General features: G+C 66.6%; 18 protein-coding genes and 1 tRNA gene. 14 read left to right on the forward strand and 5 right to left on the reverse strand.

All coding sequences use genetic code 11. The features are described 5' to 3' along the window. Window positions 1-10: 10 nt before the first annotated feature. Entirely contained in the window at window positions 11-760 is a 750-nt protein-coding gene (locus H7F51_RS10045; protein WP_185664140.1) for a siderophore-interacting protein, read from the forward strand. Between the two features lie 49 nt (window positions 761-809). On the opposite strand, the gene selB is transcribed toward H7F51_RS10045, so the two are convergent. Next, window positions 810-2,741 carry a selenocysteine-specific translation elongation factor gene (gene selB, locus H7F51_RS10050; RefSeq protein ID WP_185664141.1) on the reverse strand — a complete coding sequence of 644 codons (1,932 nt, stop codon included), beginning with the start codon at window positions 2,739-2,741 and terminating at the stop codon, window positions 810-812. Between the two features lie 167 nt (window positions 2,742-2,908). Here selB and H7F51_RS10055 point away from each other — a divergent pair, with 167 nt between their 5' ends. From H7F51_RS10055 to H7F51_RS10080, 5 genes are all read left to right on the forward strand, one after another. Continuing rightward, entirely contained in the window at window positions 2,909-3,580 is a 672-nt protein-coding gene (locus H7F51_RS10055; protein WP_185664143.1) for a cysteine hydrolase family protein, read from the forward strand. Between the two features lie 8 nt (window positions 3,581-3,588). Continuing rightward, entirely contained in the window at window positions 3,589-5,043 is a 1,455-nt protein-coding gene (locus H7F51_RS10060; protein WP_185664144.1) for a CapA family protein, read from the forward strand. A 189-nt stretch (window positions 5,044-5,232) separates the two neighbouring features. Then, entirely contained in the window at window positions 5,233-8,271 is a 3,039-nt protein-coding gene (locus H7F51_RS10065) for a TonB-dependent receptor plug domain-containing protein (protein WP_185664146.1), read from the forward strand. A 283-nt stretch (window positions 8,272-8,554) separates the two neighbouring features. Then, window positions 8,555-10,228, forward strand: coding sequence for a UGSC family (seleno)protein (locus H7F51_RS10075; RefSeq protein WP_425491022.1), 1,674 nt, complete (start codon window positions 8,555-8,557; stop codon window positions 10,226-10,228). A 142-nt stretch (window positions 10,229-10,370) separates the two neighbouring features. Further along, window positions 10,371-11,666, forward strand: coding sequence for an MFS transporter (locus H7F51_RS10080; protein WP_185664151.1), 1,296 nt, complete (start codon window positions 10,371-10,373; stop codon window positions 11,664-11,666). A 91-nt stretch (window positions 11,667-11,757) separates the two neighbouring features. Here the strand turns inward: H7F51_RS10080 and H7F51_RS10085 are convergent, their stop codons facing one another. Further along, window positions 11,758-12,510, reverse strand: coding sequence for a GntR family transcriptional regulator (locus tag H7F51_RS10085; RefSeq protein WP_185664153.1), 753 nt, complete (start codon window positions 12,508-12,510; stop codon window positions 11,758-11,760). Between the two features lie 83 nt (window positions 12,511-12,593). Beyond that, the gene (locus tag H7F51_RS10090; protein WP_185664155.1) at window positions 12,594-13,733 is read right to left on the reverse strand and encodes a lactonase family protein; all 1,140 of its coding nucleotides are present in this window, start codon (window positions 13,731-13,733) and stop codon (window positions 12,594-12,596) included. A 145-nt stretch (window positions 13,734-13,878) separates the two neighbouring features. On the opposite strand from H7F51_RS10090, the gene H7F51_RS10095 reads away from it, so the two are divergent. The 8 genes from H7F51_RS10095 (at window position 13,879) to H7F51_RS10130 (ending at window position 21,183) form a co-directional block, all read left to right on the forward strand. After that, a complete protein-coding gene (locus tag H7F51_RS10095) occupies window positions 13,879-15,138 on the forward strand; it encodes an FAS1-like dehydratase domain-containing protein (protein WP_185664156.1) in 1,260 nt (419 codons plus the stop codon). Window positions 15,139-15,143: 5 nt separating this feature from the next. Beyond that, window positions 15,144-15,968, forward strand: coding sequence for an enoyl-CoA hydratase/isomerase family protein (locus H7F51_RS10100; RefSeq protein WP_185664158.1), 825 nt, complete (start codon window positions 15,144-15,146; stop codon window positions 15,966-15,968). A gap of 25 nt (window positions 15,969-15,993) precedes the next feature. Continuing rightward, on the forward strand, window positions 15,994-17,160 hold the full coding sequence (locus tag H7F51_RS10105) for a CaiB/BaiF CoA transferase family protein (protein WP_185664159.1): 1,167 nt from the start codon (window positions 15,994-15,996) through the stop codon (window positions 17,158-17,160). A 14-nt stretch (window positions 17,161-17,174) separates the two neighbouring features. Continuing rightward, on the forward strand, window positions 17,175-18,383 hold the full coding sequence (locus tag H7F51_RS10110; protein WP_185664161.1) for a CaiB/BaiF CoA transferase family protein: 1,209 nt from the start codon (window positions 17,175-17,177) through the stop codon (window positions 18,381-18,383). A 72-nt stretch (window positions 18,384-18,455) separates the two neighbouring features. Beyond that, window positions 18,456-19,442, forward strand: coding sequence for a thioredoxin-disulfide reductase (trxB, locus tag H7F51_RS10115; RefSeq protein ID WP_185664162.1), 987 nt, complete (start codon window positions 18,456-18,458; stop codon window positions 19,440-19,442). Window positions 19,443-19,501: 59 nt separating this feature from the next. Continuing rightward, window positions 19,502-19,595 (forward strand) — tRNA-Sec (locus tag H7F51_RS10120). Between the two features lie 56 nt (window positions 19,596-19,651). Further along, window positions 19,652-20,860, forward strand: a complete 1,209-nt coding sequence (pcaF, locus tag H7F51_RS10125) for a 3-oxoadipyl-CoA thiolase (RefSeq protein ID WP_185664163.1) — start codon at window positions 19,652-19,654, stop codon at window positions 20,858-20,860. A gap of 110 nt (window positions 20,861-20,970) precedes the next feature. Beyond that, entirely contained in the window at window positions 20,971-21,183 is a 213-nt protein-coding gene (locus H7F51_RS10130; protein ID WP_185664164.1) for a TOBE domain-containing protein, read from the forward strand. Window positions 21,184-21,235: 52 nt separating this feature from the next. Here the strand turns inward: H7F51_RS10130 and H7F51_RS10135 are convergent, their stop codons facing one another. Together H7F51_RS10135 and H7F51_RS18900 are read right to left on the reverse strand one after the other, a co-directional pair. Next, the gene (locus H7F51_RS10135; protein ID WP_185664166.1) at window positions 21,236-23,248 is read right to left on the reverse strand and encodes a 3-hydroxyacyl-CoA dehydrogenase NAD-binding domain-containing protein; all 2,013 of its coding nucleotides are present in this window, start codon (window positions 23,246-23,248) and stop codon (window positions 21,236-21,238) included. A gap of 40 nt (window positions 23,249-23,288) precedes the next feature. Continuing rightward, window positions 23,289-24,536 (reverse strand): PepSY domain-containing protein, encoded by a 1,248-nt coding sequence (locus tag H7F51_RS18900; RefSeq protein WP_343061263.1) that lies wholly within the window; start codon window positions 24,534-24,536, stop codon window positions 23,289-23,291. Window positions 24,537-24,680 lie beyond the last annotated feature (144 nt).

Here is a 24,680-nt window from a genome sequence, read left to right on the forward strand (position 1 = left end):
ACGACTGCTTATGACCGATTCCCCCAAGCGCCGCGCCGAACGGGTGCGCCACGAAGTGAAGCGCCGTGAGGTTCACGTGGTCGGCGTCGAACCGGTCGGTGCCTCGCTGCTCAGCATTACCCTCGGCGGTGAGGATCTTGCCGGCTTCACCTCGCTCGGTTTCGACGACCACGTGAAGTTCATCTTCGACAATGGCGGCGAGGAACCGGAAAAGCGCGATCTCACCCCGCGCCGCTGGAACCCGGAGCTTAACCAGCTCACCCTCGAACTGGCCTTCCATGAAGGCGGCGCGGCCTGCGAATGGGTCAAGACCGCGGAGCCCGGCGCAAAGTGCGTGGTCGGCGGACCGAAAAGCTCGATCGTCATCCCGGTGGACTATGACTGGCACGTCCTCGTCGGCGATCTCACCGCCGTCCCGGCGATCGCCCGCCGCCTCGAGCAACTCCCGGCGGGCTGCCGGGCCTATGTCTTCGTCCTTGCCCCGCTGGAGGAAGATCGCCGCGAACTGACCTCTGATGCCAAGGTCGAGCAGCACTGGGCCGCGAGCGAGGACGAACTGATCGCCGACCTGCGCGCCCTGCCTTTCCCCGCCGGCGAAGGCTTCGTCTGGTGTGCGGGCGAATCCCACCTGATGGCGCAGCTGCGCGAAGTCGTGCTGCGCGAGAAGGAGCACCCGCTCCAGTCCACCCGCATCGCCGGCTACTGGATGCGCGGCGCCAAGGGCGAGCACTCGACCCTGGTCAGCGGCCTCGACGCCTGATCCGAAAAGCGGCGGGGGTCCGGCCTTCGGGCCGGACCCCCGCAGGCTGCTACTTTTCGGGCACCACCGGCTGGGCCTCGCCGACGATCGTTTCGTAGTCCGGCCGCATCACCCGCACGTCGCCGCGGCGGCCGGTGATCCCGATCCGGTCGAAGAATTCCAGCACCCGGATCACGAGGTTGCGCCCGATCCCCGTGGCGTCGCGGAACTGCGCGGCGCTGAACCCCTCGGGATGGTCGGCCGCGAGCCGCGCCGCCGATGCGGCCAGCGCGGCGACATGTTCGCGCAGCATGAAGCGCCCGTCGGCGATCGACCAGACGTCGCCGTTGAGGCGGCGGCGATAGAGCAGCGTGCGCACGGCCCCTTCGGTGCTGCGCAGTTCGCGGGCAAGGTCGGGGATCGAGATCTGCTGCGGGCGGCGCTCGCCGAACACGTCCACCAGTTCCTGCCACAAGGCGGTCTCGGCGGCGCTGAAGCGCGGCACATGATGGGGCAGGCGGATCAGCGGGCCGGACTGGGCGACCTGGCCGGCAGCGGTCAGGCGGCGGATCAGCGCGGCGGCAAGGTCGGCCGAGACCGGCGGGGTCAGGCGGAGGCGGATTTCGCGCAGGGTCATCCCGCCCGATTCAGGGTGTTCGCCGTGCCAGGCGCCGAGCAGGGCCGTCACCGCCTCGCCCAGCGCGGCGAGCCGGGCAGTGCCGATCAGGGTTGCGTGATCGCGCCCCACCGCCTCCGCCTCGCACAGGGCATAAAGCGTCTCGGCCTGATCCGGCTCCAGCGCGAAGCAACGCTCGAACCATGTCCGGTCGATCTCGAGGCCGGGCAGGGCGAGCAGCCTTTCGAGCGCGGTGACCGGATCGAAGGTGGCAAGCGCCGCGAGCACGCCCTCGCGGTCCTGCCCGCGCGGGCGCCGGGCCGGGGCATAGGGGTCGAGCACGCGCCCGCCGCCGATCAGTTCGCGGCCGGACTGGTCGCGCAGCACGAACCGTTCGCCGGTCACGCACAGGGTCGGGTGGTCGAGCACGATCCGCGCGGCCGCCTCGCCTCCCGGCTGGATCGGTGACTGGCGCCGCAGCAGCACGCGGCCGGGAATGGCGGCCGTGCCGATGTGAAGGTGAACCGGCGTCGCGTGCCGTAGCGGCGCCTCGCGCTCGGGCGCGAGGCGGACCAGCGCCTCAATCCGGGTCGTCGGGGCGTGCAGGGCCGGGGCGACCAGCCAGTCGCCGCGGTGCAGGTCGTCAACCTCGACGCCGGAAAGATTGAGCGCGCAGCGCTGTCCGGCGCCGACGCTCGTGGCTGCCTCGCCCGCGCTCTGCAGGCCGCGCACCCTCACCTGCCGCCCGCGCGGCGAGAGCATCAGCTGGTCGCCGGTCGTGACGGTGCCGGACAGGACCGTGCCCGTGGCAACCGTGCCCGCCCCGGTCACGGTGAAGAACTTGTCGATGCCGAGCCGGAACAGCCCCGCGCGGAGCGGCGCTTGCTCGGCCGCCGCGGCAATCAATGCGGCGGCCAGTTCGGGAATCCCCGCGCCGCTGGGCGAGGCAACCGGGAAGACCGGTGCCCCTGCCATGGTGGTGCCCGCGAGCAGGGCCTCGACCTCGGCTGCAACCTCGGCAACGCGGTCCGGCTCAACCCGGTCGATCTTGGTCAGGGCCACGATCGCCCGGGCTATCCCGAGCAGGTCGAGGATGCGCAGGTGCTCGATCGTCTGCGGCATGATGCCGTCGTCGGCCGCCACGACCACCAGCGCGAAGTCCACCCCGCCGACCCCGGCCAGCATGTTGCGCACAAATTTCTCGTGGCCGGGCACGTCGACGAAGGCGATCGGCGGGCTGCCGGCCGGCCGCCAGTGCGCGAAGCCGAGGTCGATCGAGATGCCGCGGGCCTTTTCCTCGGGCAGCCGGTCGGTCTCGAGCCCGGACAGGGCGCGGACGAGCGAGGTCTTGCCATGGTCGATATGGCCTGCGGTGGCGATCAGCATGAACGCGGTCTAGCGCAGGGCGGCGGGCAGCGGAAGATGGTCGATTTATTGTCGACAATCATGAGAACAATTTCCTTGCACATAGCCTGCCCCATCGACTAGGAAATGCCCGACACCGCGCCAGAGAGCGCGGCTGGCGCAGTGCGCCGGGCAATCAGGAGAGAGCCATGAAGGTGCATAATCCTCTTTTCGCTCTGGGTCTTGTGGCCGCCGCCGCGAGCACGTCGGCCTGCGCGCAAGGGGCGGGCCCCGCACCGTCCATTCCCGCCGCGGTCACCGACGTCTGGTCGGACATCAAGATCCCGGCCGCGCCCGAACTGGTCCCGGCCACGGTCGATGCCAAGACCTCGGCCCTGCTGATTCTCGACATGTACCCGACCAGCTGCAACGCCACTGCCCGGCCCAGCTGCGTGCCGACCATCCCGCGCGTCAGATCGCTGCTCGACCAGGCCCGCGCCAAGGGGATGAAGGTCATCTACAGCGCCGGCTACACCTCGCTGAACGGGCCGACCGACCCGGTGCCCGAACTGGCGCGCCGCCCCGAAGACGGGCTCGTGCGCGGCCCGGCTGACAAGTTCTACTCGTCCGATCTCGAAAAGCTGCTCAAGGACGGCGGGATCACCACCGTCGTCGTTACCGGCACTTCGGCTGATGGAACCGTGCTCTACACCGCGAGCAGTGCCGCGATCCGCGGGATCAAGGCCGTGGTCCCGGTCGACGGGATGAGCTCGAAGGACCGCTTCGCCGAGCTCTATACCGCCTGGCATCTCAAGAACTCCACCGCTTCGGTCACCCGCAACGTCGTGGTGACGCGCAGCGACCTGATCACGATCCGCTAAGTCCAGTCGTGCGCCGCTCGTTGCTCGCAATCCTGCTCCTGTTCGGCGCCGCCAGTCCGGCGGTCCTGTCTGCGCAGGCTGTGGGCGGGCAGGCAGCGGGCGGGCAGAGCGCGGAGCCGCCGGCCCGCACGGTCGAGGGCGAGCTTGCCACCAAGGTGCGCGGCAGCTTCACTGTCGCCGCAGTGGGTGACCTGATCGCCCCGCAGCCGATCAACCGCGCCGCGCCCGAATTCGCGCGCACGGCCGACGTCATCCGCCATGCCGATGTCGGCTTCGCCAACATGGAATCGAGCCTGGTCGATTTCCGCAAGCACGAGGGCGGCGTCGGCGGCACTCTGGCCCCGCTGGAAATGGGCGACAGTCTCAAGTCGCTCGGCATCACGCTCGTCAGCCGCGCCAACAACCACGCGCTCGACGGCGGGGTCGAGGGCATGGTCTCGACCGATCTCGCGCTCGACCGGCTCGGCATTGCTCACGCCGGTTCGGGCCGCGACCTGCAGGAAGCCCGCGGCGCGCGGTTCCTCGAAACCCCCAAGGGCCGGGTCGGCCTCGTCTCGATGTTCGCGGTCGAGGATGTCGGCAATTTCGGCCCGGCCTATGTCCGCACCGCGGCGACCTTGCGCAATGGCGACATCGGCGGCGCCCCAGGGGTCAACCCGCTCTACCTCACCACTTACCACGTCGTCAGCCCGGCCGATCTCGAGGCGATGAAGGCCATTGCCGCGCGGACCTATGGCCAGCGTGCGCCGGCCCATGTCGCGCCGACCGAAACCGCCGGTGCCCGCTTCCGTTACTTCGACGAATGGTACGAGGCGGGCGACAGGCCCGGCACCCTGCGCTACGCGATGAACCCGGCCGACGAGCGCGGCAATCTCGAGGCGATCCGCAGCGGCAAGGTCCAGTCGGACTTCCTGATCGCCACGATCCATTCGCACCAGAGCCCGGCCTTCTGCGGCGCCTGCGCCTTCGGCACGGTCCCGGGGATGAAGGAAGAGCTCTCGCACGAGCCGCCGGACTACCTCGTCAAGCTGGCCCGCGAAGCAATCGACAACGGGGCGGACATGTTCGTCAGCCACGGCGTCCACGCGCTGGCCGGGATCGAGATCTACAAGGGCCGCCCGATCTTCTACGGCCTGTCGAACTTCATCTTCCAGTTCGGCCTGCAATTCGGCGATGGCTACGATGCCATGGCCAATTACCGCAAGCGCGCCGAGCTGGAAAATCCCGCCAGTCTGGAATCGGTGCTCGCCTCGGTGCGCTACGAAAACGGCAAGCTGGCCGAAGTCCGGCTTTACCCGGTCGATCTCGGCGGGCGTGACCGGCCGATCTCGCAGCTCGGGATTCCGCAGGCGGCATCGCCTGCTGTTGCGCAGCGTATCCTCTCCTCGCTGCAGCAATGGTCGCAGCCGTTCGGCACGCGCATCGTGATCGAGAACGGCGTCGGAGTGATCCGCGTGCCCTAGCGGTGGGGCCCGGTATCGTATGGCCGAGCGCCGTGTTGCGCATTTGCCATAGCAAATCGAACTTATTCCAACCCTTGGCCCGATCGGGCCGAATCGGGTTGTGAGAGCAATAATATTGTTTACAACTTTGTTCACCCCATGAGTCGAAGGACCTCGAGGGTCCAAAAGTAATGGGATGGAGGTATACTGATGCGGCGTTCATTCATGATCCTGCTCGCTGGCGCGAGCGCGTTTTCTTCCAGCGTGGCCCTGGCCCAGTCCGGTGCAGCCCAGCCCCAGGAAGCAGCCGAAGAAGCGGCCCCCAAGACTGACGACATCGTCGTCACCGGCTCGCGCGTGACCACCGGGGCCAATGCCCCGACGCCGGTCACAGTGCTTCCGGCCGACCAGTTCCTGAAGCTGCAGCCCGGCACCATTACCGACGCGGTGAACCTGCTTCCTGCGGTGCAGGGCGTGTTCGGCGGCACCAGCGCGCGCCCGGGCGGCGCCCAGCGCAATGGCGCCGGCGCCTATCTTACGCTGCGCAACATGGGCAACCTGCGTACCCTGGTGCTCTACGACGGCCTGCGCCTCGTGCCGACCATCAACCAGAACGAGGCTGACACCGATTCCTCGATCGTCCCGCAGCTCCTGCTCAAGCGCGTCGACGTGGTGACCGGCGGCGTCTCGGCCGTCTATGGTTCGGACGCGATCAGCGGCGTGATCAACTACGTCACCGACCGCGATTTCAACGGCATCAAGCTTCAGGGCTCGCGCGGCATCTCGCAGTATGGCGACGACCCGATCTGGGACGTGGGCATCGTGGCGGGCAGCAAGTTCGCCGATGGCCGCGGCCATTTCGAGTTCAGCTACCAGCACCGCGAGGATGACGGGATCATTTCCCGCGCCAATTCGGGTCGTCCGTTCTACGACGCGCTGACCGGCGCCGGCGGCAACGGCTCGGCCGCGTCGCCCTATTTCAATTTCAACACTCAGCGCCAATCGAACATGACCTACGGTGGTCTGTTCACGAACATCGTCAACAACGGCAACCTGGCCGACCTGATGTTCACCTCGTCGGGTACGCTGACGCCGTTCGTTCACGGGCTCATCCCGGTCGCCGGCGGCTCCCTGATCCAGGGCACCACGGCCAATACCAAGACCGGGACCGGGACCAGCAGCCCGGCCGTACCGAGCAACATCGAAAGCGGCGGCAGCGGTGTCTACAATCAGTTCACCTCGCTCAAGGCGGCGAGCAAGCTGAACCAGGCCTTCGGCCGGCTCGACTATGACCTGACCGACGACATCCACGCCTATGCGCAGTTCGCCTATACGAACCTGCACACCTACGTCGATTTCCAGAGCCCGAACCTCACGAGCCTTCGGGTCAGCCTGGCCAATCCGTTCCTCGATAACGCCCTGTCGACCGCGGGGCTCACCGGCGCCGGGCTGAGCGGTGCGCAGATCACGGCCGTCCAGGCCCTGCGCGCGAACCCGAGCAACATTGCGACCTTCGGGCGCTTCCTGCTCAAGGAGCCGCGCGCCGACCAGTTCACCGAGTCCTACATCGGCAACACCGGGCTCGAGGGCAAGCTGGGCGAATACAAGTGGGACCTCGGCCTCAGCTACTCGCAGTCGAAGATCCGCGCGGTCAACCAGATCAACATCGACAACGGCCGTCTGTTCGCCGCGCTCGACGCCGTGCGCAACCCCAGCAATCCCAGCCAGATCATCTGCCGCGCCGCGCTGACCAACTCCAACTACGCGGGCTGCGTCCCGCTGAACCTGTTCGGTGAAGGTCAGGCCAGCGACCAGGCGATGAACTACATCTTCCGCCAGACCAACAGCTGGAACACCACGCGCCAGCTCCAGGTGACCGGCGGCATTTCCGGTTCGCCGTTCGAAACCTGGGCTGGCCCGGTCAACGTCGCCCTGTCGGGCGAATTCCGCCGCCTCACCTGGAAGGTGGACAGCGACGCCACGCCGAACGACCTGGCGGACTGCTCGGGTATCGGCACCGGTATCACCGGCGGCCTGAACTGTACGCAGGGCCGCACCCTGCAGTGGTTCTTCAACACGATGGGCAGCCTCGGTCAGGTTGCCCAGAAGGTCACCGAAGGCGCTGCCGAAGTCGAGGTTCCGCTGCTGGCCGACAAGCCGTTCTTCCAGCGCCTGAGCCTCACCGGCGCGCTCCGCTTCACCCACTATGACACCAGCGGTGATGCGACCACCTGGAAGGCCGGCCTCGACTGGCAGGTCACCGACGACCTGCGCCTGCGTGCCACCCGGTCGCGCGACATTCGCGCGCCCAACGTGTTCGAGCTCTATTCGCCGCTCCAGAAGAACCCGGGCATCGCGATCAACAACGATCCGCTGCTCTGCTCGGGCGGCGCGATCGTCACCACCGGCGGAACCCCGTGCACTGCCAACAACACTTTCGTGGTCAACACTCAGGCGGCCAACCCCAACCTGACCCCGGAAAAGGCCGACACGCTGACCATCGGTACGGTGTACAAGCCGCACTTCATCCCCGGCCTGACCGTTTCGGTCGACTATTACCGGATCAAGGTGAAGGATGCGATCAACCTGCTCCAGGGCTTCTCGACCCAGGTGCTCTCGCTCTGTGCCGGCGCCAATGCGCCGTCGCTCTGCTCGACCTTCGTGACGCGTGATGCCACGACCCACGCGGTCACCGGCACCTACTCGACCTACCTCAACATCGCGAGCTTCGAGACCTGGGGTATCGACGGTGAAATCGGCTACAACACCCAGGTCGGTGGGCATGCCCTCAACCTGCGGGCGATGGTCGCCTATCAGCCCAAGCTGACCTTCGACCAGGGCCCGGCGGGCGTGATCGAGGCGGCTGGCTACTTCAACACCGGTTCCAACCGGGTCGGCGCCTCGCCGAAGTGGAAGGTCACGGGCCTGGCTTCCTATGATGTCACCGACAACTTCACCGTCTCGGTGCTGGAGCGGTGGCGCAGCGGGATGAAGGCCAACGCCCAGACCAGCTTCGTCTTCGTCAACCAGAACCTGCCGCCGGTTGGCTATACCAACCTCAACCTGTCCTGGCGGCCGAAGCTGGACTCGGGCGGCGAGTTCGAGTTCTACGCGAACGTGTCGAACCTCTTCAACACCTTCCCGACCGTCTACTACTCGGGAACGCAGACCGGCATCAGCCAGGGCCTGCCGGAAGGCGACGACGTGATGGGTCGTTACTTCACGGTCGGCGCCCGCGTGAAGTTCTGATCGCGTGATGAAGGTCGGGCAGTCTCGGAACGGTTCCTCGCGAGCCGCTGCGGGGCTGCCCGATCGCATTCCCGTAACTGTCATGGGGCGTTGCAATTGTGTTAAGCCGGGGCGCCAAGCCCCGAGCAATGCGGTATGACTGCGGACGGTAGCGTGTGTGCGTTGCCGGGGAGGGCCTCCGGGCCTTCCTGCCGGTTTCCGCCGGCGCGGACACACCCGGCCGCCGGGCCTCGGCGCGGCTGCCGGACTGACAGAGGAAAGCATTATGGCTGAACACGAGAAGATGCAGGTCGTATGGCCTCGCGGGCGCTGGGCGAGGACGGGGGCGAAGCTCGCCAAGCGTCTCGACACGCTCGAGGGCAAGACCGTCGCGCAGCTCTGGGACTGGGTCTTCAAGGGCGACATCATGTTCGACGTGTGGGAAGAGGAGCTGAAGAAGCGCTACCCCACGATGAAGATGATCTCCTGGCGCGAATTCGGCGAAATCCACGGTGCGAACGAGCACCAGGCGCTGTCCGAGCTTCCGGAGAAATTCAAGAAGTTCGGCGTCGACGCGGTAATCTGCGGCGTCGGTTGCTGAGGATCCTGCACGGCCGCCGTGACGCGTGCCAGTGTAGTTGTTGAAAAGTTGGGTATCCCCACCGTGACGATGCTTTGCAGCGGATTCGTCACCCAGGGCAAGTTCACCGCGAAGGGGCTGGAAATGCCGAACCTTCCGTGGACGATCCACCCTGGGCACGTGAATCTCGTCGAAGACGAGAAGCTGCGGCAGACCTGCGCGGGGCCGATGCTCGAGCAAGTCATCCAAGGGCTGACCATTCAGCCGGAGGAACCGGTTGTCAGCAAGGAACCGAACCTGCGCGACGTGGTGTTCGAAGGCGACTTCGACGAAGTTCAGGAGCATTTCCTGAACGAGGAGTGGACCGATGGCCTGCCCATCGTGCCGCCCACGCTCGAGCGCGTCGAGAAGTTCCTGCAATATACCGATCGCAAGCCCGAAGAGGTCGTCGGCAACCTGTTGCCCGACAATCGCGAGGCGACCATCTGGAGCATTGCCGTCAACGGCGTCATGTCGGGCTGTCGTCCCGAATACATGCCGGTGCTGATCGCAATCGTCGAAGGCATGGTCGATCCGGAATTCGGCGTCGAACACCTTGGGCACACGCCGGGCACGGAAACGCTGATCGTCGTGAACGGCCCGATCGTGAAGGAGTTGAAGTTCAATTATACCCAGGCCGCCCTCCGGCCCGGTTTCCAGGCGAATACCTCGATCGGGCGCTTCTGGCGCATGATGCTGAGGAACGTTGCGGGCTTCATCCCGCACCGTACGGACAAGGGCTGCTTCGGCGGCAACTTCCGGATCGTCCTGGCCGAGAACGAGGACGCCTGCGCCGAGCTTGGCTGGCAGCCGATGAACACAGACTTCGGCTTTGCTCCGGGTACCAACACGGTCACGATTTCGTCGTGTACCGAGATGACCCAAGCCATCGAGGTCGGCGGGCCCACTGCGGACGAAATCCTGCGGAATATCTGCGCGCGGATCGAGGATAACCAGATCTTCGTGCAGTTCTTCTTCCGCGGGATGCGTACGCGGCCGACCATCGTGCTCACGCCGGCAACGGCCAGGCTCATGGCGGATGCGGGTTACGACAAGGCTGCGGTGAAGAAGTTCTTCTACGAGAACGCGAAGCTTCGTGTCGGCAACCTGTCGGGTATGATCCTGAACCGGTTCTACAAGGGTGTGAACGACGGCAACTGGCCCGAGCAGATTGGTACGTCGTTCGACGTCGATCGTCGCATCCAGCTGACCGGTGGCCCGGAAGACTACATGATCGTCGTCAGCGGCGACCCGGACCGTGACCATGTCATGGTCTGCTCGCAGAACGGCTACATCGGTTTCCCGGTGTCGAAGAAGGTGGAACTGCCCGAAGCCTGGGCGGAACTGCCGAAAAAGTGATGGTGCGCGCCCCGGAACCTTTCAGCCGGTTCCGGGGCGCGTCTCCGTCCCTTGAGTTTGAAGTGACGTCGCGGGGGCATGTCGCCACGCCGCAATGCCAGGGCGGCGGGATAGGTTCCCGTCCAGCCCCGGGAGGGAGCCAATGACGCAAGATTCGACTTTGACCGCCGCAATCGCGCCCAAGGCGCCCGCAAGACCGGCCCTGTCCAACGGACGGCGCTGGGCGGTGCTGGGCCTCCTCACCCTCGCGGTGCTGATTTCCTTCATCGACCGCACCAACATCTCGGCGGCCATCGCCGACAAGCCGTTCACCGACTTCTTCAAGATGAGCCCGATCGATCGTGGCACGCTCGGTTCGGCCTTCTTCTGGTCCTATGGCGTGGTCCAGCTGTTCATGGGCTGGATGGTCGATCGCTACGGGGTCAAGTGGCTCTACGCGGTGTTCTTCACCGTCTGGTGCGCCACCACTGCGCTCACCGGCATGGCCTCCAGCTTTGCCATGCTGCTCGGCCTGCGTGTGCTGATCGGCGCGGCCGAGGCCGTGGTGATCCCGGCCTCCTACCGCTGGATCCGCGATAATTTCGACGATAGCCGCGCCGGCACGGCGATCGGCATCTTCACCGGCGGCAACAAGCTGGGCAATGCCATCGGCGCGCCGATCGCGGCCTGGCTGGTCATGCATTACGGCTGGCAGGCGATGTTCGTGGTGACCGGCCTGATCGGCGTGGTCTGGCTCATTCCCTGGCTCACCGTCGTACCCAACGACCTGCCCAACCGCGAGGCGATGGAAGAGACCAAGCGCGTCGCCAACACGGTCACCTGGAGCAACATCCTGCGCAGCCCGGTGGTCTGGGGCAGCCTGGTGATCAACTTCAGCTACGGCTATTTCGGCTTCTACTGCGCCACCTGGATGCCGTCCTACCTGGTCGAGACGCGCGGGCTCAGCCTCGAGGAATCGGGCGTGTTCACCGGCCTCAGCTTCGCCGGCGTCGCTCTCGTCGCGGTCTTCGCCGGCTGGCTGGCCGACCAGATGATCGCCAAGGGCCGCGATCCGATCAAGGTGCGCAAGGCCTTCATCATCGGCGGCTTCCTCGGCGCCTGTACCGTCCTGTTCAGCGCGCTGACCGACAAGGCCTCGGTCGCGGTGTTCTGGAACATCATCTCGCTGTCGATCCTCGGCTTCGCCACGGCCAACCTCCAGGCCCTGTGCCGCCTCGCGCTGATCCCCAAGCCGGCCGTCGGCCGTGTCACCGGGTTCCAGCAGGTGGCGACCAGCCTGTCGGGCGGTACCGCCGCGGCGCTGTCGGGCTGGCTGCTCCAGATCAGCGGCGGCTATACCCTGCCGATGGCAATGATCTTCGTCTTCCTGGTGCTGGGCGCGGCCACCACCTGGCTGATGATGCGCCCGGAATGGTCGCCGAAGGTCAACGAGGCCTGACCGTTCCTCCGGCACTGCGCCGGGGTGATAAGAAAAGGGCGCCGACCTTGCGGTCGGCGCCCTTTTTCGTGGGCCCGCTGCCGGGGGGGCCTCAGGTATTGGGATAGATGATCGCGAAGGGCGAATCCTCGTGCGCCAGCGCCTTCATCGAAGCTTCGATGTTCTGGGCCTGGCGGCGCAGCGCGGCGCGCGCGGCCACCGGATCGCGGTTGCAGATCGCCTCGATCAGGTCGAGCCAGTAGGGCAGCGAGACCTGGGCGCGCCCGGCGCGGTAGGTCAGGCGGAAACGGTGGCGGGTGTTGCGCGCGCGCAGGCGGGCCAGCACTTCCTCGGCAACCGGCTGGTCGGCGATCTTGACGTAGGTCTCGAACACCTTGTGAGTCAGTTCGGCAAAGCGGTCGACGTCAGACTGCGAGGCCTTTTCCTCGAGCTGGGCGCCGAGCTTGCGCAGTTCGGTGATCTGCTTGTCGGTGATCTTCTGCGCCGCGCGGCTCACGCACAGTACCTCCACCGCCATGCGCACCTCGACGATCTGGAGCGCTTCTTCCAACCCGACCACCCGCACCCGGGCGCCGCGATTGGCGATACGTTCGACTAGGCCCTCGTGATCAAGGTCCATCAGCGCGGTGCGAACCGTGCCCCGGCTGGCATTGAGCAGTTCGCACAGTTCGGCCTCGACCAGCCGCTGTCCGGGCACGAGATCGCCGCGCAGGATGCGCTGGCGGATCGCATCGACCACGGCCGTGCGCGAAAGAGGTTTCTGCTTCTTGTTCACCTCGGTTCCACTCACCCCCGGTTCCGCTGTTTCACTGCCGGACAGGGCAGCACTCTGCGCAACGTTCATCCACAATCCCTTCGCGGCGAGGCCGATGCGCCGCCGCGACTGCAATCGCTACAATAATGTCAGGGGTCTTGCCAATTAAATTGTTAGACAATCTTCGCGGCGCTGAAATGGAGGCAGACCGGAACCGGCGTGGCCAGCCCGTCGCCGAGCTGACCGGGGGTCCCGGTCGCCGGGTCGATGCGAAACCGCACGAGGGTTCCGCTGCACTGGTGGCCAACGACAAGATCGCCGTTTTCCGGATCGAAAGCGAAGGCGCGCGGGATGCCGCCGCCCGACGGCACGCAGCCTGCGAGGGTGAGCGCGCCGCTCACCGGATCGATCCGGCACCAGCACAGCTGGTCGAGGCCGGGCTCGCTCGGCAGCCCGCTCGAACCGTGGCTGCGGGTCGTGGCATAGAGGAAGGGCAGGGTGGGATGCAGCGCGATCGCCCCGCCCGAGCGCAGCCCGGCAAAGTCGTCCGGCAGCAGGGCGGTGCTGCCCAGCGGCGTGAGCAGGCCGGTCTCGCCGTCCCATGCGAAGGCGTCGATCCGGGCCGCCATCTCGTTGATCAGGTAAGCCGTGCCCTTTCCGAAGGCGACGTGGCGCGGGCCCGACAGCGGCGGCAATTGCAGGCTCAGTGCCGGTTCGGGCACCAGCCGCGCGGCCGCCGTGTCGAGCCGATAGACCTCCAGCCGATCGGTGCCGAGATCGGGCACCAGCACGAAGCGCCCTCCCGGCGCAATGGCCACGGCATGGGCGTGAGGCGAGGTCTGGCGCTTGGGATGGGCGCTCGACCCGGCGTGGACGTGGCAATCGCGTTCGGCCCCGATCGACCCGTCCGGCGCCAGTTCGAACAGGTGGACCGAGCCTCCCCCGAACGTGGCGACCAGCAGGAGGGCGCCGCTTTCGTCCACCTCGCAGTGGCACGGCATCGGCGGCAATGCCGCGCTGTTCAGCAAGGTCAGGTCGCCGTCCTCGCCGCGGGCAAAGGCGCTGACCGCGCCGCCGGGATGACCGTCCAGTTCGCGCACCTCGTTCACCGCATAGAGCGTGCGTCCATCCCGCGACTCGCAAATCCATCCGGGCTGGGCCGTGGGGGTGCAGCCGCGTGGTTCAAGCCCCTGGCCGGTCCGGGCGAAGCGATAGATTCCGTGCGCGATCGTCTCCGGGTCGGCATGGTGCGCCTTGCGGTGCGTGCCGACATAAAGCATCTCCGCTGTGGAAAATCGCGCGGTTGCGCTCATCTGTTGCCGCTCCCTGATGGCCCGCGGCCGCATGATTGCGGCGTGACGGATTGTTCGATACTGATGTGCAAAATTGTTGACAAGTTTGTAGGGTCAAAATAGACCGCAGCACGAAATCACACAAGCCAGAGGGGATTGCATCGCCATGTCCGGCGCGCCGTTGGAAACCGCAGATAACGACTGGGATCACCTCTCGGACCAGGAATGGAACGAGAAGCTCGATCGCAAGATCGCCGAGTTCAACGAGGGCAAGGGTGAGCTCAAGCTCCCCGTCCCGATCCATGACATCATGGACAACGAGTACGAGCGCGGCATCTTCAACGCGCTGGTGACCGAAGACCTGATCCGCCACTTCGCCGACGCGATCGGCGACCCGAACCCGATTTGGCGCAACCGCACCTATGCGCAGAACACGCGCTGGGGCGGGATCATCGCCCCGCCGCTTTACGAAAGCTGCATCTCGTTCGGTTCCTCGTTCGGAGGGCGCCTGCGCGTCCCCGGCGTTGCCCGTCTCGCGGCCGGCAACAAGCACGAGTATTTCGGCGCGATCCGCCCCGGCGAGGAATTCCACTGCTACGACAAGTACGGCGGGTTCGTTGAGAAGAAGGTGGAGGGCAAGCCCTACCGCATGTTCATCGAAAGCGTGCCGCGCTATTTCGTGAACCAGCGCGACGAGATCAAGGCGATCGCCACCGGCCGCAACATCTACCTCGCCACCCCGCCGTCCAAGCGCAAGCAGAAGGACAAGAGCGGCGGCGGCAAGGAGTCGAAGGTCGGCTCGAAGTACGCGGGCAAGGACTACACCAAGTATTCCGAGGCCGAGCTCAAGGAAATCCACGACGATTTCGACGCACAGCTCGCCGGCGTGAAGCGCCGCGGCAAGCAGATCCGCTACTGGGAAGACGTGGTCGAGGGCGAGCCCCTGCCGACCATCGCCAAGGGCATCTACGACGTGTGCGACGCTTCGGCCCGCACCGTGGTCTCGTGCTACGTCTATGCTTTCGCGATCAAGTGGGCGGCCATGCGCGGCCACCTGCAGACGCACCCGATCGACGAGCTGACCGGCGAACACCGCTTCCGCCGCGACTGGCACTATTCCGACCGCGCCGCGCAGATGTTCGGCTCGCCGCTCGCCAATGCCGGCGGCATCCACAACGAGATGATGTTGGTTCACCCGGTCACCGACTGGATGGGCGATGACGGCATGGTCGTCTCGATGGACAGCCAGGATCGCCGCTTCAACTTCTTCGGGGACAGCACCTGGGTGAAGGGCCACGTGAAGCGCAAGTTCATCGACGACAACGGCCAGCGCCTCGTGGAGCTGTTCGTCTATGCCGAGAACCAGGAAGGCCACATCCACACCCAGGCCGACGTCCTCGTCAAGCTGGTCTCCAAGGCGGACTGAGCGCGATGGCACTGGAGCTTCCGACTTACGAAACGCTGGAACTGACGCTTGAGGGATCGGCCGCGATCCTCAAGCTCAACCGGCCCAAGGTGCGCAACGCGATCGACGACGTGATGCGGCTCGAACTGGCCGAGGCGGTGAACTTCATCGCCGCCGAGACCAGCACGATCCGCGGCGTCGTCCTCACCGGCGCGGGCGAGGTGTTCTGCTCGGGCGGCGACATCAAGGGCATGCAGCAGCGGCTCGAACAGGGCGCCCGCGCGGGCGAACTGGGATGGCGCCGCCAGCGCGAATTCCACGAGACGCTGCACAAGCTGTTCAACCTCGACAAGCCGACCGTGGCCGCGATCAACGGTCCGGCCATGGGTCTCGGGCTCGACTTCGCGCTGACCTGCGACTTCGTGTTCCTCGCCGAGGGTACGCAGGTCGCCGCGAACTTCGTGCGCCGCGGGCTGGTGTCCGACGGCGGCGGCATGTTCCACTTGCCGCGCCGCATCGGCGTGACCAAGGCCAAGGAACTGCTGTTCTCCGGCCGCGTGGTCGAGGCGGACGAGGCTCTCGCCATCGGCCTGGTCGACCGGGTCCTGCCGAAGGACCGGCTTATTGCCGAGGCCGTGGCCCTGCTTGCCACTTTCGCGCCGCATCCGGCGGGTGCCCAGGCGATGGGCAAGGCGATCCTCAACCGCACCTTCGAGCTGACCTTCGACCAGCTCAACGCGCTGGCGAGCCAGGCCCAGGCCTATTGCTACTCGTCGGCCGACCACCAGGAATCGGTGCGGGAATTCTTTGAAGAGCGTGAGCGGGCCCGGGCGGCGCGCGCGCAGAAGTAAGACAAGAAAGAAGGTAACGGGGCTGATGGACGCACTGAAAGCCAGGGTGATCGAGCTCGCCGACTTTGTCGCCGGGCCCTATTGCGGCAAGCTCCTCGCCGATTTCGGCGCGGACGTGATCAAGATCGAGAAGCCGGGCCGGGGCGACGATGCGCGCTACATCGGCCCGTTCAAGGACGATGAGCCCAATCCTGAGGCTTCGGGCACCTTCCTCTATCTCAACACCAACAAGCGCTCGGTGGAGCTCGACATCGAGACCGCCGAGGGCCGCGCCACCTTCCTCGAACTGATCAAGACCGCCGACGTCCTGATCGAGGACCGGATGCCGGGCGAGCTGGCCAAGCTCGGCCTCGGCTACGAAGACCTGCACGCGGTCAATCCGAACCTGGTGGTCACCTCGATCACCCCGTTCGGCCAGGTCGGGCCCTACAAGGACTTCAAGGCCTATCACCTCAACCTCTACCACGCGAGCGGGCAGGGCTACCTGCTGCCGATGTGGGCGATCAACCTCGATGTCCCGCCCTGCCAGGGCCCGGGCTACCTCGGCCTGTTCGACGGCGGCATGGCCGGCGCCACGGCCACCCTCGCCGCGCTGTTCTGGCGTGATGCTGGCGGCACCGGCCAGCACGTCGACGTGTCGATCCATCACGCGATGATGACGCTGGAGCGTTCGCAGCTGCGCCGCTTCATCGACGATGGCGTCGATCCCAACCGCACCGGCAAGGGCCGCCTGCTGGAAAGCCTGGTCGAGTGCAAGGACGGTGAATTCGCCGTGGTCATCCTCTCCTCGCAGCAGCAGTGGGAAGGCCTGTGGCGCGCCATGGGCCAGCCCGAATGGGGCGCCCAGCCGCCGTTCGACACCCAGAAGGGCCGTTCGGACAATTATGCCGAGCTGCGCAAGCGCCTGAACGACTGGTCGCGCACCGTCAGCCAGGACGACCTGTTCCACTCGATCCAGCGCGAAGGCTCGGCCGCCGCGCCGATCCTCACCGCCGAGGGCGTGTTCAAGCTCGAACAGTTCCGCCAGCGCGGCCACTTCGTCACGATCGAGCACCCGGTTGCCGGCGCGCTCGAATATATCGCCCAGCCGACCCGCCCCTCGGGCGTGGAACTGGCGCCCAAGCGCCCGGCTCCGCTGCTTGGCCAGCACACCGCCGAAGTCCTCGGCGAACTGCACGCCAGCGCGAACTGAGGGGGGACCGACACATGCAATCCGCACTCCAGGGAATCCGCGTCATCGATTTCGGCCACGTTCTGGCCGGTCCGTGGTGCACCATGCAGCTCGCCTCGCTCGGCGCCGAAGTGATCAAGGTCGAGACCCGCTCGCGCCCCGATGAACAGCGCGCCCAGCACGGCAAGGGCGCCGTCGCCAACCTCGAGGCCAATTCCAACTTCTTCGAGATCAACCTCGGCAAGAAGAGCGTCACGCTCAACCTGACCACCGAGGAAGGCAAGGCGCTGGCCAAGCAGCTCGTTGCCACGGCGGATCTCGTGCTGGAAAACATGCGCCCCGGCGTCATGGCCAAGCTCGGGCTCGATTATGACGAGCTGCGCAAGGTCAAGCCCGACATCATCATGCTGTCGCTCTCGGGCTTCGGCGGCACCGGCCCGCTGCGCCGCTATGCCGCCTACAATCCCTGCTTCACCAGCGTCGGCGGCACGTCCAATCTCACCGGCTATGCCGAGAAGAAGCCGAACACGATGACCAATTCGGGCGGCGACGCCCGGGCCGGAACGGCCGCGGTCTTCGCGGCCCTGGTCGCGCTCAAGTTCCGCCAGGAAACCGGCAAGGGCCAGTACATCGACTCCTCGTCGAGCGAGGTCATCAACTCGATGATCGGCGACCAGATGATGGACTATGCGATGAACCAGCGCTCGCCCCGGCGCCACGGCAATACCGACAAGGTCATGGCCCCGCACAACGTCTATCGCTGCGCCGGGCAGGATGCCTGGCTGTCGATCGCGGTCGGTAGCGAGGACGAATGGGCCGGCCTCGTCCGCGCCATGGGCAACCCCGCCTGGGCGTCCGAAGCGGATTTCGCCACCATGTCGGCGCGCAAGGCCAACGAGGCCCGGCTCGACCAGCTGATCGGGGAATGGACCGCCGACAAGGACCATGTCGCGACCATGCACCTGCTGCAGGGCGAAGGGGTGGCGGCAACGCCCTCGTTCAAGGCCTCGGAGCTGTTCAACGATCCGCACGTCCTCGCGCGCGGCCAGGTGCAGGAAGTCGATCACGCCGTGCTCGGCACGCGCAAGACCATCACCTCGCCTTACCGCATGTCGGAAACCGAAGTCGCGATCCGCGGCACGGCGCCCTTCATCGGCGCGGACACCGCTTATGTGCTCAAGGACATCCTCAAGCTGGACGACGCTGAGATCGCCCGGCTGGAAGAAGCCAAGGTCATCTACTGACCGCACAGCATTTGCTTACTTGTTCGGGCCGGGCCTGAGACCCATCTCGCCCCGGCCCAGTGGAGATCTCGCATGGACACCCGTCACTTTCCCCTGTTGATCCTCGGTTCCGGTCCGGCCGGCTATACGGCGGCGGTCTATGCCGCGCGCGCCAACCTCAAGCCGACCCTGATCACCGGCCTCGCCATGGGCGGGCAGCTGACCACGACGACCGAGGTCGACAACTGGCCGGCGGACGCCGACGGGGTGCAGGGTCCGGAGCTGATGGAGCGCTTCCAGCGCCATGCCGAGCGTTTCGGCACCGAGATCATCATGGATCACATCCACACCGCCAAGCTGCAGCAGCGCCCCTTCGTGCTCGAAGGCGACATGGGCGCCTACACCTGCGACGCGCTGATCATCTGCACCGGCGCCTCGGCGATGTATCTCGGCCTGCCTTCGGAAGAGAAGTACATGGGTGGCGGCGTCTCGGCCTGCGCCACCTGTGACGGGTTCTTCTACCGCGAAAAGGACGTCGTGGTCGTCGGCGGCGGCAACACCGCCGTGGAAGAGGCGCTCTACCTCGCCAACATCTGCAACCACGTCACCCTGATCCACCGCCGCGGCACCTTCCGCGCCGAGAAGATCCTGCAGGACAAGCTCTTCGCCCGCGAGGCCGAGGGCAAGATCACGATCCTGCGCGATTCCACGCTCGAGGAAGTGCTCGGCGACGGGCGCAAGCTGGACTCGGTCCGGGTCAAGAACATCAAGGACGGCAGCGAGAGCACGGTCGTGGTCCAGGGCGTGTTCATCGCCATCGGCCACAAGCCCAACACCGACCTGTTCACCGGCCAGCTCGAGATGGACAACGGCTATCTCGTCACCAAGGGCGGCCGCCACGGCCAGGCCACCCAGACTTCGATCACCGGCGTCTTCGCGGCCGGTGACGTGCAGGACCAGATCTACCGCCAGGCCGTCACCTCGGCGGGCAGCGGCTGCCAGGCCGCGCTTGATGCCGAGCGTTACCTCGACGGTCTCGGCGATGCCGAACTGGTCGACACGGCGGGCATCGAAGCCTGATGTCGTCTTCCCGAAATTTGCGTTTCGCGAATTTCGGGAAAGCCGCTAACCCGGCGCGCGGAAGAGAAATACCCCCGGTGGGGTGCCCGGACTTCAAACCCGGAGGGAGGCGCCAGGCGTCTCCGGCAGGTTCGACTCCTGCCTCTTCCGCCAGCCGACACGCTTCACACTGAGCCAAGCCGGCGTCTGACCGGCCGGAGACCTGTGCCATGACTGTCAGCGAAGCCTTCATCTGCGACGCGGTGCGCACCCCCATCGGGCGCTATGCCGGTTCGCTCTCCTCGGTCCGCCCCGACGATCTCGCCGCTCACGTGCTGGCCGCGCTCAAGGCGCGCAATCCGCAGCTGGACTGGCCCACGCTCGACGAAGTGATCATGGGCTGCGCCAACCAGGCGGGCGAGGACAACCGCAATGTCGCGCGCATGGCCGCCCTGCTTGGCGGGCTGGGCGAGAGCGTGCCCGGCACCACGGTCAACCGCCTGTGCGGCTCGGGCATGGATGCGCTGGGCATTGCCGGCCGCGCGATCAAGTCGGGCGAAGCCTCGCTGATCGTCGCCGGCGGCGTGGAAAGCATGAGCCGCGCCCCCTTCGTCATGCCCAAGGCCGAGAGCGCCTTCTCCCGCGCCAATTCGGTGCAGGACACCACGATCGGCTGGCGCTTCGTCAACAAGCTGATGAAGGCCCAGTTCGGCGTCGATTCGATGCCCGAGACGGCCGAGAACGTTGCGGTGGACTTCAATGTCAGCCGCGAGGACCAGGACAAGTTTGCCGCCGAAAGCCAGCGCCGCGCCGCCGCAGCGCAGGCAGCCGGCCGCTTCGAAGCCGAGATCGTCCCGGTCTCGGTTCCGCAGAAGAAGGGCGATCCGCTGATCGTCAGCCGCGACGAGCACCCGCGCGAAACCTCGGTCGAGGCCCTGGCCAAGCTCAAGCCTGTGGTCCGTCCTGACGGCTCGGTCACCGCCGGCAATGCCTCGGGCGTCAACGACGGCGCCGCCGCCCTGATCGTCGCGAGCGCAGCCATGGTCGAACGCTACGGGCTCATCCCGCGCGCGCGCATCCTCGGCGCCGCCACGGCCGGTGTCCCGCCGCGGATCATGGGCATCGGTCCGGCCCCTGCCAGCGAAAAGCTGATGGAGCGCCTCGGCCTCACGATCGGGGACTTCGACGTGGTCGAACTCAACGAGGCCTTCGCCAGCCAGGGCCTTGCCGTTCTGCGCCAGCTCGGCCTGCCCGACGATGCCGCCCACGTGAACCCCAACGGCGGCGCCATCGCGCTCGGCCACCCGCTCGGCATGTCCGGCGCCCGCCTCGTCCTCACTGCCACCGAGGAACTGATCCGCTCGGGCGGAAAGAAGGCGCTGTGCACCATGTGCATCGGCGTCGGCCAGGGCATCGCCATGGCGATCGAGCGCGTCTGACCGGTCGCAGGGGCCGCCAGCGGCCCTTGCGTCCTTCCCCCTGAAGCGCAACAAGAGAGGGCCGCGATGCGGCCCTCTTTTCGTATCGCGACTGTCAGGAGGATGAGGCCATGAAAGCCGGCGCGCGTAACCAGATCATCGGCACGGTCAAGTCGGTCAAGAAGGGCGACGTCATGTCGCTGGTCAAGGTCGACATCACCCAGGTCAGCACCATGGCCTCGGTGATCACCACTGAGTCGGTCGAGGACCTCGATCTCAAGGAAGGTGACCAGGTCGAACTGGTGATCAAGGCGGTTCACGTCCTGCCGGTCAAGCTGCCCTGACCGGCAAGCCCGGGCCGGTCTCACCCGGCCCGATCACTACCGCGAGCCCGGTTTACCCGGCCTGCTGTGCTGCCAGTTCGAGCAGCGCCTTGGAGGGTTCGATGCCCACGCCTTGCAGTTCGCTTGCAACCCGGTTGTAGCCGGCCTGTGCGGCATGGAACATCGGCCCGCCGGTATAGGCCGGCCAGCCGTAGCCATTGAGCCAGACCACGTCGATGTCGGCGGCCGAACGGGCAATTCCCTCGGCCAGGATCTGCGCGCCTTCGTCGACCATCGACCACACCGCGCGGGCGAAAATCTCCTGATCGGTGAAGGACTTCTGCGGCAGGCCCTTGTCCTTGGCATAGCCCGCGATGATCGCCAGCGCCTCGTCCGAGGGGCTGGGGCGGCGGTTCTCGTCGTAGTCGTAGAAGCCCTTGCCGGTCTTCTGCCCGCGCCGCCCGGCCTCGTTCAGCCGCTCGCGGATGGTCGATCCGGTCGAGGTCTCGGCCGACCAGCCAAGGTCGAGCCCGGCCAGATCGCCGATCTTGAACGGCCCCATCGGCAGGCCGAAACCCTCGATTACCCGGTCGATATCGTAGGGCGAGGCGCCCTCGGCAATCATTGCCTCGGCCTCGCGGCGGCGCACGGCGAGCATGCGGTTGCCGATGAAGCCATAGGCATTGCCCGAGACCACCGGCACCTTGCCGATCCGCTTGGCGAGATCGAGCGCGGTCGCCAGAACGTCGGGCGCGGTCTCGCTGCCCCTCACGATCTCCAGCAATTTCATGATGTTAGCCGGCGAGAAGAAGTGCAGCCCGACCGTATCGGCCGGACGGCCCCCGGCCGCGGCAATCGCGTCGACATCGAGGTAGGAGGTGTTGGTGGCGAGTATCGCCCCCGCCTTGGCCACTTCGCCGAACCGCTTGAACACTGCGGTCTTCACTTCCATCGTCTCGAAGGCCGCCTCGATCAGCAGGTCCGCCGCGCCAAGGTCGGCATAGTCCAGCGTCGGGGTCAGCAGGGCCAGCGCCCGGTCGCCCGCTTCCTGCGTGGTCCGCCCCGAGGCCACATTGCCGGCGATGTTCTTGCGGATCGTCTGCACCCCGCGCTCGAGGTTCTCCGCCGCCTGCTCGACCAGCGTCACCCCGATCCCGCGCAGCAGGAAGTTGATCGCGATCCCGGTGCCCATCGTCCCCGCGCCGACAACGCCGACCGCGTTCACCGGGCGCGGCGAGATCCCGTCCAGTTCGGGCAGCTTGGCGGTGCCGCGCTCTGCCGCGAAGACATGGCGCAGCGCCGCGCTCTGCGGCCCTTCGCGCAAGGCCAGGAACAACTCGCGCTCCTTCGCCGCCGCTTGCGGGTAAGGCAGTTCGGTCGCCGCCTTGACCGCCGCGACGATTGCCGGCGGCGCATCCAGCCCGCGCAGCTTGCGCGCGTTCTTGGCCATGAACTGGTCGAAGGCCTCGGGCGCGAACGCTGGAATTGCCCGCTCGCGCGTTGCCGTCACCGGCTTGCCTGCCGCCGACGCGGCAAAGGCCACCGTGTCCGCCAGCAGGTCATCCCCGGCCAGCGCATCGACCAGCCCGAGCGCGAGGGCGTCCTTCGCCCCGACCGGATTGCCGAAAGCGATCATCTCCAGCGCCTTGTCCACGCCAACGATGCGCGGCAGCAGCTGCGTCCCGCGCGAGCCCGGCATAAGGCCGAGCTTGACCTCGGGCAGCCCCAGCTTCGCCGAGGGCAGTGCCACCCGGTAATGGCAGGCCAGCGCCACTTCCAGCCCGCCGCCCAGCGCCGTGCCATGCAGCGCGGCCACGACCGGCTTCACGCTGTCCTGCAGCGCCTCGATCACTTCCGGCAGGAACGGCTCGGTCGGCGCCGCGCCGAATTCCTTGATGTCGGCCCCGGCGATGAAGGTCTTGCCCGCGCAGGCGATCACCAGCGCGCGCGCCTCATCCATCCCCGCCACCTCGCGCACCGCGCCCAGAATGGCCGCCCGCACCGCCTGCGACAGCGCATTGACCGGCGGATTATCGAGCAAAAGAACGGCAACGCCATCGGTTACGGTAAGCGACGAAATGGGCATGACGGGAATCCAGTTGAGACAGAACGATTGGATGAATGGTTCAGGACCAGAACAGCTCGCGCTTGCCGCGCTGGCGCCGGCGGTTCCACAGATCGAAGTACATGATCGCGCCCGAGACGGTGAGGTAGAGCAGCGCAAACCCGCACAGCAGGCTGATCCACATACCCGAAATGCCGAAAGCATCGCCGCGGTGAATCTTCTTGGCGGTCTCGTCCACCTGCCAGCCGAAGGTCTGGCCCGGCGCAGGATAGTTCGGCTCGGTCAGGCTGACGCGCCTGCCGGTGGCCGCATTATAGACCAGCTGGTCGGGCGTGTTCTCGCCGGTCACGACCACGCCCTGCGGCATGCCCGCGAAATAGCGCAGGCGCACCACCTTGGCCGGAACTGCACCGTATTCGGCACGGTAGGCGTGCAGGGTGGTCTCCAGCATCTTCGCGCTGTCGCCCTCGGTCAGCGGGCTGGACAGGTCCCGGGTGATTGCGGTGCGACCGCCGGCAAGCGCGGTATTGATCACCACGCCGATCGAACTGGTGGCGAGGATCGTGCCGGTCACCGCGATGACCGAAAGGAACAGGGCCGAGACAATCGCGGTGCCGCGATGGAGCGTGCGCCACCAATCGCCGGCAAACCAGAAGGCGGCGCGGCGCTTGAGCCGCGCACGGGCCTTCCACAGCTGGATGTAGAACGCGATCCCGGTGAAGATCATTCCGCACATCAGCAGGCCCGAGGCAATGTCGAGCAGGATCACCCACGAGCCGAACCAGCGCATCCGGTGGATGTCCTTGATCGTGTTGCGCACCGAGGGGGAACTGATCGGCTTGAGCTTGATCTCGGCGGCGGGGGCGGCCTCTGCCCCGCTGACCGCGTCGAAGGAATACAACGTGCCAGCCGCTGCGACCCGGGCGAGCGGGCGGTCCCCCGCCATGCGGAATTCGACGAAGCCGAGCGGCTTTCCGGCCGCGGCTGGGCGCCCGGCACGGAAAGCCGTGGCCAGAGCGCCTGACCAGTCGAAGCCTTGGGGCAGGGGCTTGGCAGTGTAGTCGGGCAGGTCGAGCACCACGAAGTTCGGCGGTCCGTAGAGCCCGGCGCGGCGGCCCTGCATGGTGGGATCAGTGGCAGGGGCGTGAGTGACTTCGGACCACAGGTCCATTGACTGCACCATCAGCCCGGTGATCGCGATGAACAGGCCGATGACGATCGCGAAGACGGCGGCATAGCGGTGATACTTGCGCATCGAGGTCTCTCTCCCCTCACATGGGCGGTGTGGCCCGCTCCGGTTTGCGCGCACTATACAGCGTCGCCGATTGTTCGCAATCCTGTTGGCAATTTTTGGTGGCTCTAAGCCCGCGCTTGACCGCGATCAATTTCGTCCGGCTCCTCTGCTGCCATGCCTGCTCCGGACAATCCACCCATCGCGTAGCGGAGAGACAGC

The organism is Novosphingobium flavum (genome assembly GCF_014230315.1).
GTDB lineage: Bacteria > Pseudomonadota > Alphaproteobacteria > Sphingomonadales > Sphingomonadaceae > Novosphingobium > Novosphingobium flavum.